Origin of the sequence: Halorussus limi, from assembly GCF_023238205.1 — an archaeon.
Taxonomy (GTDB): domain Archaea; phylum Halobacteriota; class Halobacteria; order Halobacteriales; family Haladaptataceae; genus Halorussus; species Halorussus limi.
The window spans coordinates 2,240,765-2,252,574 of the sequence record NZ_CP096659.1 but is presented as its reverse complement, the minus strand read 5'-3'; the positions used below and the strand labels follow the sequence as shown (position 1 = coordinate 2,252,574).

19 protein-coding genes are annotated in these 11,810 nt (G+C 63.1%); 5 read left to right on the top strand and 14 right to left on the bottom strand.

Going from position 1 to position 11,810, the window contains the following annotated elements; all coding sequences use genetic code 11:
- The first annotated feature begins 89 nt into the window (after positions 1-89).
- Positions 90-608 carry a YidH family protein gene (locus M0R89_RS11655; protein ID WP_248649259.1) on the top strand — a complete coding sequence of 173 codons (519 nt, stop codon included), beginning with the start codon at positions 90-92 and terminating at the stop codon, positions 606-608.
- 78 nt (positions 609-686) lie between these two features.
- Here M0R89_RS11655 and M0R89_RS11650 read toward each other — a convergent pair whose 3' ends face one another.
- Positions 687-1,421 carry a PDDEXK family nuclease gene (locus M0R89_RS11650; RefSeq protein ID WP_248649258.1) on the bottom strand — a complete coding sequence of 245 codons (735 nt, stop codon included), beginning with the start codon at positions 1,419-1,421 and terminating at the stop codon, positions 687-689.
- 148 nt (positions 1,422-1,569) lie between these two features.
- On the opposite strand from M0R89_RS11650, the gene M0R89_RS11645 reads away from it, so the two are divergent.
- Entirely contained in the window at positions 1,570-2,835 is a 1,266-nt protein-coding gene (locus tag M0R89_RS11645; protein ID WP_248649257.1) for a DNA methyltransferase, read from the top strand.
- Between the two features lie 36 nt (positions 2,836-2,871).
- On the opposite strand, the gene M0R89_RS11640 is transcribed toward M0R89_RS11645, so the two are convergent.
- From M0R89_RS11640 to M0R89_RS11625, 4 genes are all read right to left on the bottom strand, one after another.
- Positions 2,872-3,171: a hypothetical protein gene (locus tag M0R89_RS11640; RefSeq protein ID WP_248649256.1), complete on the bottom strand. Its 300-nt coding sequence runs from the start codon at positions 3,169-3,171 to the stop codon at positions 2,872-2,874.
- A complete protein-coding gene (locus M0R89_RS11635) occupies positions 3,164-3,553 on the bottom strand; it encodes a hypothetical protein (protein WP_248649255.1) in 390 nt (129 codons plus the stop codon). Before M0R89_RS11635 ends, M0R89_RS11640 begins: the two co-directional genes overlap by 8 nt.
- A 268-nt stretch (positions 3,554-3,821) precedes the next feature.
- On the bottom strand, positions 3,822-4,793 hold the full coding sequence (locus M0R89_RS11630) for a hypothetical protein (protein ID WP_248649254.1): 972 nt from the start codon (positions 4,791-4,793) through the stop codon (positions 3,822-3,824).
- Positions 4,794-4,908: 115 nt separating this feature from the next.
- Positions 4,909-5,154 carry a hypothetical protein gene (locus M0R89_RS11625; protein WP_248649253.1) on the bottom strand — a complete coding sequence of 82 codons (246 nt, stop codon included), beginning with the start codon at positions 5,152-5,154 and terminating at the stop codon, positions 4,909-4,911.
- Positions 5,155-5,767: 613 nt separating this feature from the next.
- Here M0R89_RS11625 and M0R89_RS11620 point away from each other — a divergent pair.
- Positions 5,768-5,935, top strand: coding sequence for a hypothetical protein (locus M0R89_RS11620; protein WP_248649252.1), 168 nt, complete (start codon positions 5,768-5,770; stop codon positions 5,933-5,935).
- A 19-nt stretch (positions 5,936-5,954) separates the two neighbouring features.
- Here M0R89_RS11620 and M0R89_RS11615 read toward each other — a convergent pair whose 3' ends face one another.
- From M0R89_RS11615 to M0R89_RS11595, 5 genes are all read right to left on the bottom strand, one after another.
- Entirely contained in the window at positions 5,955-6,410 is a 456-nt protein-coding gene (locus M0R89_RS11615) for a hypothetical protein (protein WP_248649251.1), read from the bottom strand.
- 358 nt (positions 6,411-6,768) lie between these two features.
- Entirely contained in the window at positions 6,769-7,368 is a 600-nt protein-coding gene (locus M0R89_RS11610; RefSeq protein WP_248649250.1) for a hypothetical protein, read from the bottom strand.
- Positions 7,365-7,538, bottom strand: coding sequence for a hypothetical protein (locus tag M0R89_RS11605; RefSeq protein WP_248649249.1), 174 nt, complete (start codon positions 7,536-7,538; stop codon positions 7,365-7,367). The genes M0R89_RS11610 and M0R89_RS11605 overlap by 4 nt, the downstream gene beginning before the upstream one ends.
- Positions 7,539-7,713: 175 nt before the next feature.
- Positions 7,714-7,914 (bottom strand): hypothetical protein, encoded by a 201-nt coding sequence (locus M0R89_RS11600; protein ID WP_248649248.1) that lies wholly within the window; start codon positions 7,912-7,914, stop codon positions 7,714-7,716.
- 346 nt (positions 7,915-8,260) lie between these two features.
- Positions 8,261-8,872, bottom strand: a complete 612-nt coding sequence (locus tag M0R89_RS11595; RefSeq protein ID WP_248649247.1) for a tyrosine-type recombinase/integrase — start codon at positions 8,870-8,872, stop codon at positions 8,261-8,263.
- A 208-nt stretch (positions 8,873-9,080) separates the two neighbouring features.
- On the opposite strand from M0R89_RS11595, the gene M0R89_RS11590 reads away from it, so the two are divergent.
- A complete protein-coding gene (locus M0R89_RS11590) occupies positions 9,081-9,380 on the top strand; it encodes a hypothetical protein (protein WP_248649246.1) in 300 nt (99 codons plus the stop codon).
- A 41-nt stretch (positions 9,381-9,421) separates the two neighbouring features.
- On the opposite strand, the gene M0R89_RS11585 is transcribed toward M0R89_RS11590, so the two are convergent.
- The 4 genes from M0R89_RS11585 to M0R89_RS11570 all read right to left on the bottom strand — a co-directional run bounded on the left by M0R89_RS11585 (position 9,422) and on the right by M0R89_RS11570 (position 11,040).
- The gene (locus M0R89_RS11585) at positions 9,422-9,583 is read right to left on the bottom strand and encodes a hypothetical protein (protein ID WP_248649245.1); all 162 of its coding nucleotides are present in this window, start codon (positions 9,581-9,583) and stop codon (positions 9,422-9,424) included.
- A gap of 170 nt (positions 9,584-9,753) precedes the next feature.
- The gene (locus M0R89_RS11580; protein WP_248649244.1) at positions 9,754-10,407 is read right to left on the bottom strand and encodes a glycosyltransferase family 2 protein; all 654 of its coding nucleotides are present in this window, start codon (positions 10,405-10,407) and stop codon (positions 9,754-9,756) included.
- Positions 10,400-10,675 carry a hypothetical protein gene (locus tag M0R89_RS11575; RefSeq protein ID WP_248649243.1) on the bottom strand — a complete coding sequence of 92 codons (276 nt, stop codon included), beginning with the start codon at positions 10,673-10,675 and terminating at the stop codon, positions 10,400-10,402. Before M0R89_RS11575 ends, M0R89_RS11580 begins: the two co-directional genes overlap by 8 nt.
- The gene (locus M0R89_RS11570; RefSeq protein WP_248649242.1) at positions 10,672-11,040 is read right to left on the bottom strand and encodes a MarR family transcriptional regulator; all 369 of its coding nucleotides are present in this window, start codon (positions 11,038-11,040) and stop codon (positions 10,672-10,674) included. Before M0R89_RS11570 ends, M0R89_RS11575 begins: the two co-directional genes overlap by 4 nt.
- Before the next feature lie 157 nt (positions 11,041-11,197).
- On the opposite strand from M0R89_RS11570, the gene M0R89_RS11565 reads away from it, so the two are divergent.
- Positions 11,198-11,791 carry a hypothetical protein gene (locus M0R89_RS11565; RefSeq protein ID WP_248649241.1) on the top strand — a complete coding sequence of 198 codons (594 nt, stop codon included), beginning with the start codon at positions 11,198-11,200 and terminating at the stop codon, positions 11,789-11,791.
- The last annotated feature ends 19 nt before the right edge of the window (positions 11,792-11,810 follow it).

Here is an 11,810-nt window from a genome sequence, read left to right as displayed (position 1 = left end):
AAATATATCACTCCAGAACCTCGACACTCGCCTCCTGTAAGCAAGACTGACCCGGGGAATAATGTCGGTAGAATGTGGTGACAAAACCAATGATACTCCAATACCTCCCTCCTTCGGTGATCCGGGCCCTCCCCGAACTCGCACTAATCGCCATCGGATTCGTCGTCGAATGGCACTACGTCAGCCGGATCACCGTCTTCACCAACTCGATGGCGCTCGCCACTCACACCGCGTCCCTCTCGGATCCATCTGCGCTCTTCACCGCCTACGTGGAGTTCGGCATCGTACTCGGCCTATACGGGTTCATCCAATACATCCGCGAGGAGTCCATCGGCCAGCCCTACTACGTCACAGCCTACTACCTCTACTCCTCGATGACAGTCGGACTCATCATCTTCCTCCCTGTGGGAGCCTTCGCCGCGGTCGTACTGGCGACCGTCGCTCACATCGGAATGGCCGTGTGGCGGGGTGGCGTGTCGTCGTGGGTCTACTCGGGGCCACGCCCCTTCGAGGTCACCTACTTCATCAATCAGAACTCGATTCGCTACCCCGACCACGAGATCGGCCGCTGGGTGAGCGTCCCACTGACGGAGGTGTTCGATCGCTAGTTCGACGAGCGATGCTGGACAGCCTCGACAACGAGTAGCCGCCCGGGCACGGATCCACGCCCTCGCGCGGCAGCAGGCCTACTGAAAGTCGCTTAGATCAACGGAGTCCGGCGTCGCCTCCCGGACGTCCCGATCCGACATTCCATCCGAACCCTTCGGTATCTTTGGGACGTTCGTCGACTCCGCATCCTGCTCGAATGCGACGACTTCGAACACCCCGTTCTCGACGCGTGTGTTCAACGCCTCGTATATCATAAAGTAGGGATAGAGCTCCTGAAAGTTCCCGATTCGGTCGGTAGAATACTGATACAGCTTGCGAGTCGGTAGTCCGACGATGCCGGCGCTGATGATCCCGGAGAGGAACCCCACCATTATCCGGTTGAGCGACCGGTGAGATGACGAGATGTTACCGGTCTCCCACTCGAAGACGACGATGTGGCGCTCGCCGTCGATCTCCAGCTCCGCCATCGCATCGAACCACGAGCTGTTGACGAACGCCTCCGGATCGTCCATATACTCGCCGAGCATCTCGACTGCATCGTCGAGCATCGCCATCTCCCGGAGAAGCGATTTGAAGTGCTTTCGGCCAGTTTCCTTCCAAAGCGGCTTGTTGTCGATGTTGTGCTCGAAGATTTTGGTTGCGGGCTTGACACCGTTGGCCTCGGACTCGGGGTAGACGGTGAACTCGCCCGTTCCGGGCGGCCAGTCAACCTCCCGAACCGCCTCCATCGCCTGACGTCGCGCCGCTTGCCATTCATCAGTTTGAGAGAAGTCGCCTTGGTCGACAATCGTGACCTCGCGATCGATTTGCATACCGCCTGTTGGGAATTCGGCTCCCATGAATGCACTGATAGGTGGCCAGACAGACCCCCCTCATAAACCGAGGCGGGTTACACACGTTTAAAACGGAACACCGACATCAGACTAACCAGAAGATGAATCACAACGGAGCTGATCTCAAATGACCGGCCTTCTCTTCCGATCTGCTGGTGACGTCGTCAGCCGAATCCGACGCAAACGCGGCCTCTCGGACAACGAGTTGGCGAAGGACGCTGGTCTCCGTGTCGGCGATCTCCGCGACATCGAATCGGGTGTCCCGCCCACCGACGAACAACTCGACGCCCTCGCCGACTCCCTCGACATCGCCCCCGAAGCCCTCCGCTTCGTCGCCGGCGAGTTCCCCGAGGAACTGCACGACGAACTCGTCGAGGATCCCGACCTCGCACTCGACGCCCTCACCGACGCGTTCGGCGTCGAACTCAACGGCGAGTCCAAACCCGACGGCGAACTGCCCGACCCCTGCTTCTCGACCGAACAGGGCACGCTCTACAACGCCGACTGTCGGGACGTTCTGCCACATCTCGAAGACGAGTCGTTCGACCTGATCTTCGCCGACCCGCCGTTCAACCTTGACAAGGACTACGGCCAGAAGAACGGTGACGACCTCGCCGAGGACGAGTACCTCCGGTGGAGTACCGAGTGGATCGACGAAGCCATTGACCTGCTGAAACCCGGTGGCGCGTTCTGCCTCTACAACCTCCCGAAGTGGAACATCCACTTCGCCCACTACATCAACCGCCGCCTCAACCTCAAGCACTGGATCGCCGTCGACATCAAGTTCGGACTCCCCATCCCGAACCGCCTCTACCCGTCGCACTACTCCCTCCTCTACTTCATCAAGGGCGACAGTCCCAACACGTTCACCCCCGACCGGCTCCCGATCGACACCTGCCCGCACTGCGGCGGCGAGCAGAACGACTACGGCGGCTACAAGTCGAAGATGAACCCCAAGGGCGTCAACCTGACCGACGTCTGGGAGGACATCCCGCCTGTCCGCCACACGAAGTACCTCAACCGCGACGCCAACCAGCTCTCGCTGAAGCTCCTCCACCGCGTCATCGGGATGACGACCGAGGAAGGCGACCGCGTTCTGGATCCGTTCGGCGGCGCCGGCACGACGTACGCCGCCGCCGAAATTATGGGACGCGAGTGGGTCGGTACGGAGATTCACGACTGCTCGCCGATCACCGACCGCTTTGAGGATGGGCTTGACGACGACCGCGAGTACATCGACGAAATCGAGGCCGAACAGAACGTCCTGTTCACCGAAGAGGCCCTCGAGAAGCGGCAGGAGTACAAGGACGAATTCGGATTCAATTTCGAAGACTACGACTTGAGCGAAAGCCCGCTCGGATCCGTCCAGCAGAGCCTCGACTCGTGGGAATAGACTCGGAGGCGTAACCCCCACCCGCATCCGGGTGGGTCAGTCGACGAACTCCCACTCCACTATCTCGCCGAGCGGCTCCGGCCCTTCGTCCTCCTCGGTGTCCAGCCCGACAAGTACGGGCGCCTCACCATCATCCGCAGCATCCCAATAGTCGATCCGTCCCTCCGGCCATCCACGAAGCCGGCGGTCGAGGTCGACGAAAATGCTACCCTCGATGACGCCGGTCACCGTCCGTGTCTCACCGTCCTTGAACACGGTTGTCGGGTCGATGCCAGCGATGTGGAACCACACACCGTCACCGTTCTCGACGGCAGAACGAAGCTCACGATCACTCATACGTCGACGTCACCCGGTCGATTTCGCGCATCTCTCCTTCCCAGTCCTCCACCGGGTTGTCGACCTCCTCGGCGGAGCTGGCGTTACCCTCCCACTCCTCGGCGAACACGACAGTCGGCTGCTGCCACTCCCCACGTTTGGTTTTCGCCGAGACCCTTGCATCGGGGAGTACGAACCCGTTCTCCTCGACGTACTCGTCGTCGACACGCACGTCGAACCAAATCTCGCCCTCGAGCCAACCGTGATCGTCCTTCTCGGGCCCCATCTGTTCGCCAATCGGGCCGACATCCGCCCATACTGTGACGTCGTTGGTAACAATTCTGAGCCGATCACCAGTGTCCACGTCCAGCAATTCGTCAGCTAGATCCTCAGCTCCAGACATCTCTCGGGAGATGATACTGAGGAACTATGTATTCCACGTTCTTCCTCCACGATAGCAACGCCGTAAAACCCGGTCAATCACCGCCGCGCGCCACCGTCGTCATCTGCGTCCACCGCCCCGGGACGGACTCGGACTCCCCGGCCGAATGGCACGCGCATCGACACTCCCCCTCTGCACACTGCACGCGCCGGAGACAGTCACGGCAGACCAGCCACGTCGAGCGTTTCTGAGTCATCGTTGGTAGGGGTAGGATGGTCGTGTGAGGTGGTTACTTGCTGTGCGTGGCGTCGTCGAAGCCCTCGCGCTTGACCGCCTCGCGTAGCTCCTCGTCGTCGTACTGGCCGGTCATCTCGTTGGCGTCGTCGGCTCTGGTGACCTCTTCGTCGATCTCCCCGGACTTCTCGAGCTTCTCCCACCCGTCGGCGAGTTCGTCGTTCTCGTCGGCTTCAGTGACCTCTTCGTCGCCGGCATCCAACTCGTCTTCTCCGGTGTCTTCCTCGTCTGACCCACGACGACGTTCGATTTCCTCTTCCAGATCATCACGGGCCTGTTCGATGAGGTCGACGTTGGGATGGTCGCTGTGCTCCTCGATGATCTGCTCTGCGCCGTTAACCCGCGCCTTGAGCGCCCCTACGGGCCTCTCGTCGTTTTCGATGGATTCGCGCGTCCGATCAAGGTACTCTTCGGCGGTGTCCTCCGTGCGCATCTCGTCGTCCCCGAACATCGGCTCCACGTCATCGTGGAAGCCGTCGGGGAGGTTGTCCGCCTCCTCGGGCGGATGCTCTTCGAGTGCGTCGAGGATGGGTCGGAGGTAGTGGTGGTAGTTCCGCGGCCGGCGCTTGTCCTCCATATCCGCCGCCGTCTCGACGACGATCGGGTCTCCCTCGCCGACGTGTTCTCGGATTAACGACTTGACGCCGCCGCGAGAGTCGATACCCTCGTAGCGGCTGATTGCCGCCAGCACGTCCTGCTTGTCCGTGCGGTCACGCGGCCACGAGGCGATGTGGCCGGGGTTGATCGCCGGGGCGTCGTACCGCCAGAGGATGTCCTGCATCTCGTCGGTGGAGAGCGGCGTCTTGCGGCTCTCCCGCGGGTCGTAGACGAATGAGTCGGTGTCGTACTCGTCGTAGGCCTCGCAGATGAGGATCTCGACCATTCGCTTGTGACTGCCGACGTCTTCGGCGTCTTCGAGCTCCTCGAGCATCTCCAGTTCATCGCCGTCGATTTCGGGTCGCGTCATCGACACCCGGATGTAGTGTCCGGGCTTTGATAAGTCTTGTCCGAATATTCTCTTTCCTCAAAAACAGGTTGAGACAACCGAGGTCGAGGTGTTCTGGACATGTCGTAGAACGTCTCTAACTTGCCGTCTCTAATATGTACACATATTCTCTCTCCTCAAACGTAGGGGTGAAGTGGATGGGTGTCGAGAGCGGTGGTGGACACGACGTCACGGTGGCCATCGCCAACCCCACTTCCACCACGAGTGTCGTGTCAGCGGCGTCGTTGGCGTAGGGCGTCAGCCGTCGTCTTGCCGTTGTCCCGTTATCCTCTCTCCTCAACCACGGGAGAGGAGGGAGAGACTCAATCTCGGTGGAGGCCACCTAGATTCCTTCTGCATTTTCTACTTATACCCCTTCACCACCCCATCGAAAAACAACGTTACAATCTCTAACACTACTACTATTACTTTATAACCATAAGACATAAGTAAAGTATGGTAAGGGGTAGGAAGGTGGGGGTGTGGCGGGGTGGGCGTGGTCTGGAGACGTGGAGAACGCCGGTTGGGTGGTTCTCGCGCCCACCCTTCCCTCCTCTCAGTGTTTGAGGAAATAGAATATATGTACATCTAAGAACGGCACTCTGCGACAACCGCCAGAAGACGCCCCTTTCGGCGGGGCGGCTAACCCCGCTCCTCTTCCCCTATGTTTGAGAAGAGAGAATATGTGTACATCAGGGAGAGGCTACGAGGTGAACGCGAGAGACCGGCGAGAACGACGAACCTCGTCCAGCCGACCCATCCGACCATCCACGACATCGACGCCGACGACGGTGGCGAGAGTGGCCCGGGCGTGGACGACGCGGCGACCGCCGCCAACGCACGGGCGCGATTGGGCCGGGGCGAGGATGCGCGTTCTGCGGCGGCCAAGACTACCATACTAATACTTACGTTTATATTTGGTAAGTTACAAGAAGGTGGACTGAGACGCGCACACCGTGAACATCGAACAACCCGATGAGAACGAGTGTACGGTCGATCTGGGCGACATCAAGGTGAAGGTCGCGGACAAGCCCGACAGTCCCGCGGGACTCCTCGTGGACGTGGACGGCGCCGACGCCTACCCGGTCACCGTCGACCTCAGCCAGTTCCGCGATCAGAAGTAGGATCCGCGCCCGCCGGGCGTCACTCGACGTAGCGGCGGAGCGCGCGGATGTCCTCGGCGAGGTCGTCGAGGTCTTCGTCGTGATCTTCGACTTCCTCTTCGAGTTCCACGATTCGCTGCTTGACCGTACCGTACGTGTCGCGCATCCGATCCAGCTGCTGCTCGATGCGCGCCATCCGCTCCTCGACGGGGAGCGTCTCGCGGTCGTCGTCGTGGTCATCGGCGATGGCGTCGCCGGCGTCGGTCGTCTCGGCGACGCGCGGCGGCATCTGGTGAGGTTCGGCGCGCTCGTCGTCGTGCCACGTCTCGACGAGGCCGCGGTCTTCGAGCTTGTCGAGGCGGTAGCGGATCTGGGCGGAGTCGTCGGCCCAGTGCATCTGTTCGCGCACGGTCGTCGTAGTGACGGCGTGGTCTGCGTCGTGGATGACGTGGAGGACTTGGAGGTCTTCGCTTGCGAGGTCGATGTCGTTCGGCATCTTCTACGTGTTCTGATAGGTTCTCGCCGGCGAAAAGAGCTGCCCGAGAGTTGGGTGGGGTTGGATGCGCGTGACTGATCACGGGGATTTTGCGCGACGCCGGCGCGTGACACCCCGCGGCGTCAGTAATAGACCCGGGGGTGTGGCCGGTAATGGTGTGCTCCCGGGCCGCGTGGCCCACCGTGAGCAGAGGGGAAGAGTGGTCTCTCCCCGCGAGGTGGCTCCCCCTCTCCTCGAGGAAGGGCTGGCTCCCCGAGTATCGAGGCGAAAGGTGGCTCCCCGGCATCGCGCCGGCGGCGCGGCTCCCCCTACTCGCATTCGGGGGTGTTCCAGAAACTCTCGTGAAAACTGGGGTGGCCTACTCCTCGTCGTCTGGTAGGTCATCGAGGAGGTCATCAACGTCCTCGAGGTTCTCGTCGTCGTCGAGCTTCTCCGCGCGGTCAGCGGCGATCTCGACGGCGCGATCAATCTCCGCCTCAAAATCCGCTGCGGAGGGCAGTCTGTCGGCTGCTTCGCCGGCGTCAACGCGCGGGAGTCCCTCGTCGTCCGACCAGCGCGTGTCTCGGTAGTCCGTCACCTCGCCGGGGTCGCCCGAGCGGCGACGCATCGCATCGATCTCATCACGCACAGTCTCGAGATCCGCGCCTGACTTGCGGGCGATCTCCTCGGCACTGCGCACGTCTAGCGTACCGCCGTCCTCGTCGTCGCCGGCGAGCGCGTCGCCGGCCGCCGCGAGGCACTGCTCGATCGTGTCTAGATCTGCGCCGGTCGCCTCGGCGATGTCCTCGGCGCTCACCGTGTCATCGCGGTGGCCGTCGAGGTCGATGTCAAGGTCATCGGCGACCTCGTCGGTCGAGTATTGCTTGTCCTCGTCTTCGATCTCTGCGAGACGGTCGTCGATGACCGCTACCTCGTACTCCGTCATCTCGTCGTCGGGCTGGGTGTCGTCGTCAGTCATCGTCCGAGATCCGCCTCGGTCTCCTCGGCGACATCCTCAACGACCGCGACCTCAACTTCTGCGGCCAGCGCGATGGTCTCGACCGTCGAGGGGCCGTCGACGTCCTCGGCGACCGTGAGGGCGCGCTCTCGGGCCGTCCAGCCGCGCGGCCAGTCCGTGGTGTCGTGCATACGCGTCTCTTCGTTCTCGACCGAGGTAGTATTTTCGCGTATGGCTTGTTTAGGGCATTTTCGCGGCCTCTACACCGGGTTTTACGGAGTCAGAGTACGACGGGTGTGATGGGCGAGAGCCCGTGGGCTTGGTGGAGTCGTCCACCGGTTCTGGAGGGGCCATCCCTCTTTCAGGTCACAAGAGGTCTCGTTGCTGGCGAATCTCGACCACTGGTTCGCCCCAGTCGTCCCACTCGTAGCAGTCCAGCGTCGTCGGCAGCGTGGCGTGCCGGCCGCTCGGGATGGCCGCTTCGGCCTTCGCGCCGCACTCGGGACACTTGGAGACGATGTACGCGTCTCGGCCGCGGTACTCGATACGCAGCTCGTCGTCGATCACGCTCGAGGATCCGGCGACGCCGGCAGAAAAGCGACACCCGGATGCGGGTGGGTTCGGTGGATGAATGTGGTATGAATGGAAGGAGCGGCGCCGTGACGCCGCGCGAACGCCGTAACGCCCCGAATTGAACCGGGCGACAGAGTACTCGCCTCCCGCGGGTCACCTGATCCCGATGAGCCGTAGGCGGGTTCACGGCCCTCCTACCACCGCCGGACGCCGGATTTGAACCGGTCACGGGGGCTTCCTTCTGCCTGTGGAGCCATCACAGAGCGTTCGCATTAGTGACAAATGTTTGACTGGTTAAATGGATATTGCAAAAGGGGAAGTTCGTCTGAAGAGTTCACACCTACACGCGGTCGAAGTGGCTGTACTCGCGTTGGGTCGTCAGGATCGTCGCGTGCCGCAGGCGGCGCTGCACCGCGTCCAGCGACTCGCCCTCGCGTTCGATCATCCGGTAGGCGACCGAGTGTCGCAACGTGTGCGGCGTCACGTCACCGGGCTGGCCGCGCCCGTGCGTCGAGTAGGGCTGGACGCCGGCTTCCTCGGCGAGCTTCCCGACGGCGTTCTCGGCGGCACGCGTCGTCATCCTCGGCGAGGAGCGCGACGGGAACAACGCGTCCGAGTCCTTCCAGCGGTCGCGGAGGTAGTCGCGGATCTCGGCGACCCCTTCGCGAGTCAGGTCGAGCGTCGCCGGCGGGGGCGAGTTCCCGTTCGGGTAGTCCTTCTGGACGTGGGTCGGGAGTCGGAGGGCCTCGTCGTCGAGATCGATCATCTCCACGTCGAGCGCGACGGCCTCGCTCACGCGGAGCCCCCACGTGTAGAGGGCGCGGAGGAGGAGTCGGTCGCGTGCCTGCAGGTACGGCGGGCTGGCGTCGTACACGGCGTGGCGCATCTCGTCGTACTGCTCTGGCTTGACCCAGTACTGCGGGGACTGTTCGGACTGAACTTCGGAATCCATCAGCAACTGGATGATAGTCACTGCTCGCCCAAATGAGCTGCCCGAAATCGGCGGGTTCGGCTGCACCGACGAGACTCAACTTCGCTTTCTGTATGTAGAATCCGAACCCCGTCTGAACAGTTCACACACCATCCTAACCCAAAGTACCAATAAGGCCGGTAGACCCCCGAGACAGTGCCGTTATCCCGATCGCCGGCCTACAGTACGTGTGGGCGTAGCAGACACCCCACGGCACGCAGAGCAACGCCAGAAAGCAGTCGCGGAGATCGTCCGGGCTCACGAACTCGTCGTTGACGAGTGGCCGGACGAACGCCTCGAACGCGTCCGACCGGCACTCCGCCACGACCCGCTCCACCGCTCCCTAGATCCGTCCCCAGTGGAGCGCGAGTTTCTCGCGGCGGTCGAGGCGAAGCGCGAGGAGGTCGAAGTTGAACCGGTCACGATGCGCCCGTCCCGATACGCGCCGCGCGTCCGGGCTGGTTGGCGCGTCGTCAACGCCGACGATTGAACCTCTTCTTGCGGTTTTTCATCGGAACCGAAGGGGGTGGGCTACCGCGCTTCGACGTGCATCACCGCATCCGCCTCGGGATCCACGGCCACCTCGCATCCACACGAGGGGCACTCGCGCAACTCCCCGTCGCTGTCAACGCCCGTGAACGTGATCGTGCCGCGCCCGGGCCGGCGGTCGCACGTCGCCTTGACGACCGCCATCAGTCGTCCTCGCCCTCCGTCCAGTGTTCCTCGTACCAGTCGCCAAGCCGCTCCAACTTCTCGCGCTTCGACGGCTCTCGGTCGCGCGTCATCGTACGAACTCGATGTCGGGGGTGTCGGAAAAAGGCCGGCGCGGGCGGGCTGCTCACATTGCTAGCGCAGTGAGGAGGTCACATCTCGGAGAGGATCTCCGGGACGGCGACGAGCGGCGAGAGCTTGGACTCGCTTCCGTCGGGGCGGGGAGCGTAGGAGACGGGGACGACGGCGGTCTCGACTCCCGACGTCTCCAGCGCCTCACGCGCGAGGGCCGTCTCGATACCCCAGCCGTCGGCGTCCACGCCCATCGCGTCCCACGCGTCTTGCGTCCACGCTCGGTAGCCGCTAAGGATGTCCCACCGTTCCCCGCGCCGGAACTCAAACATCGCCTCGAACGCGAGGTTGCCGAGGTAGCGGTGGGGTGGCCACGCACTGGCGTTGCTTGCGTCGAGTCGCTCTCCGATGGCGTGGTTGGCCTCGCCGGCGCGCAGAGGGTTGAGGAGTCGGTGGGCGTCGGCGGGATCGTACGTGCCGTCGGCGTCAAGCATCACGACGTACTCGGCGTCGATGTGGTCGCGCATCGCCTCGCGGACGGCCTGTCCCTTGCCCGCGCCGGTCTGGACTTCGACGTGCGCGCCGGCGTCACGAGCGAGTTGCGGCGTCCCGTCGGTGGATCCGCCGTCCATCACGAGCACGTCATCGAACCCCTCGTCGCGGAGACCGTCGACCACGTCGGCGACCGTCACGGCCTCGTTGAGCGTGGGGAGGAGGGCGGTAGTATCACTCACGACCACCACCCACGCGTCGCGCGGCCTCGATCTGTTGCTGGTACGCGTGTTCCAGCCGATTGCGGTCGGCTGCGCCGACGTTGACGCCGGCGTTGGCGATGATTGCCGCCGAGAACTCGACGGGAGAGAGCGGCTCGCGGTCGGGATCGTCGATTGCGGCGAGCTGGCCGGCGTAAGCGAGGCGGACGTGTCCCTCGTCGTCTATAGAGTCGGCGTAGTCGGCGACCGCCTCGGCGAACTCGCTGGGCGAGAGCGGGCGGTCGGTCATCGCTCATCACCGGCGTCGTCGCCGAAGTCGAGGTCGGAGGGGTTGAGCCCGTCAAGTTCGTCTTCGATGGCTGCGAGCGTCTCGTCACTCAGGGCGCTGCAGAGCGCGTCTGCAAACTTGATTGCGCCGCGCTGTTGGACGCGTGCGCTCGTATAGGGGTTGGTGTGACCGTCGCCTATCTCGTAGAGACCACGGCAGACCTTGGTCACGTCCCCGCTCGCTCGGAGACGGTTGAGGACGCGGTTGAGTCGCTGCTTGCTAAGATCCGTGCGCTCGCGCAGGAGGTAGGGGGTTGCGCGGTACTCGTCTTCGAGGACATCGAGAACCTTCTCGGATGCGGTCTTGTCGTCGTTCTGTGCTTCCATTTCCGCGTTTGTTATTTGGTTCCTGATACTCTTAGGCGCTGGGATAGCGTAGGTGGTACGGCGTTGTAGCCCACTTCATACCTGTGTTTGTAGGTGTTTACGGAGTAACCCCTACGCCCGAGGAGTTTATACCTATCACCCACTGAACACGAGGTGGATGCGTCACACCGACGACGAATCCGCAACTGACCGCTCTGAAACCAGCCCCTCCGACGACGTACCGCCGGTCGCCGGCGCCCTCGAAGAACTTGAGGAGAAGGTACTGGCCACGGACGGTGGCCAGCCGACTGACGACCGCGACCTCGCCGAGAACGCCCACTACATCGACGATCGCGTCAGCGGCGTCGAGGCGGCGCGCGATCTCGCCGAGTCTCTCCGCGAGGAGCGCACGGAGATCGTCTCGTGGAGCTACGAGCGCGTAGGCCCCACCGAAGCGCAGCGCATCCCCGAGGAGGTGGACTTCGCGGACGCCGAACAGCTGGCCCGCGACGTGGCCGAGCAGACCATTGACGCCACGTGGTACGCCGAGGAGGAGACTGTGCCAGCGGGTAAGACGCCTGCTCTCGGTACAGTCTATGATGACGAGACGCGCTACGTCGTAGCCATCGCCGGCGCCGACCGCGAGCTGGTGATCTACCCGGGTAGCTTCACCGAGACCCGCGACGCCACTCCCGTACCCGACCGCGCCGGCGCGACGGATGACGACGACCAGCTCACGCTCGCCGAGCCGCCGACGTACGGCGACGACTGACCCACCCGCTCCCGCAAAT

What these genes read in the sequence shown, in the direction of transcription:
- M0R89_RS11655 (WP_248649259.1), top strand. Translation starts at nt 90, where the DNA reads ATGATACTCCAATACCTCCCTCCTTCGGTGATCCGGGCCCTCCCCGAA.
- M0R89_RS11650 (WP_248649258.1), bottom strand. Translation starts at nt 1,421, where the DNA reads ATGCAAATCGATCGCGAGGTCACGATTGTCGACCAAGGCGACTTCTCT.
- M0R89_RS11645 (WP_248649257.1), top strand. Translation starts at nt 1,570, where the DNA reads ATGACCGGCCTTCTCTTCCGATCTGCTGGTGACGTCGTCAGCCGAATC.
- M0R89_RS11640 (WP_248649256.1), bottom strand. Translation starts at nt 3,171, where the DNA reads ATGAGTGATCGTGAGCTTCGTTCTGCCGTCGAGAACGGTGACGGTGTG.
- M0R89_RS11635 (WP_248649255.1), bottom strand. Translation starts at nt 3,553, where the DNA reads ATGTCTGGAGCTGAGGATCTAGCTGACGAATTGCTGGACGTGGACACT.
- M0R89_RS11630 (WP_248649254.1), bottom strand. Translation starts at nt 4,793, where the DNA reads ATGACGCGACCCGAAATCGACGGCGATGAACTGGAGATGCTCGAGGAG.
- M0R89_RS11615 (WP_248649251.1), bottom strand. Translation starts at nt 6,410, where the DNA reads ATGCCGAACGACATCGACCTCGCAAGCGAAGACCTCCAAGTCCTCCAC.
- M0R89_RS11610 (WP_248649250.1), bottom strand. Translation starts at nt 7,368, where the DNA reads ATGACTGACGACGACACCCAGCCCGACGACGAGATGACGGAGTACGAG.
- M0R89_RS11605 (WP_248649249.1), bottom strand. Translation starts at nt 7,538, where the DNA reads ATGCACGACACCACGGACTGGCCGCGCGGCTGGACGGCCCGAGAGCGC.
- M0R89_RS11595 (WP_248649247.1), bottom strand. Translation starts at nt 8,872, where the DNA reads ATGGATTCCGAAGTTCAGTCCGAACAGTCCCCGCAGTACTGGGTCAAG.
- M0R89_RS11585 (WP_248649245.1), bottom strand. Translation starts at nt 9,583, where the DNA reads ATGGCGGTCGTCAAGGCGACGTGCGACCGCCGGCCCGGGCGCGGCACG.
- M0R89_RS11575 (WP_248649243.1), bottom strand. Translation starts at nt 10,675, where the DNA reads ATGACCGACCGCCCGCTCTCGCCCAGCGAGTTCGCCGAGGCGGTCGCC.
- M0R89_RS11570 (WP_248649242.1), bottom strand. Translation starts at nt 11,040, where the DNA reads ATGGAAGCACAGAACGACGACAAGACCGCATCCGAGAAGGTTCTCGAT.
- M0R89_RS11565 (WP_248649241.1), top strand. Translation starts at nt 11,198, where the DNA reads ATGCGTCACACCGACGACGAATCCGCAACTGACCGCTCTGAAACCAGC.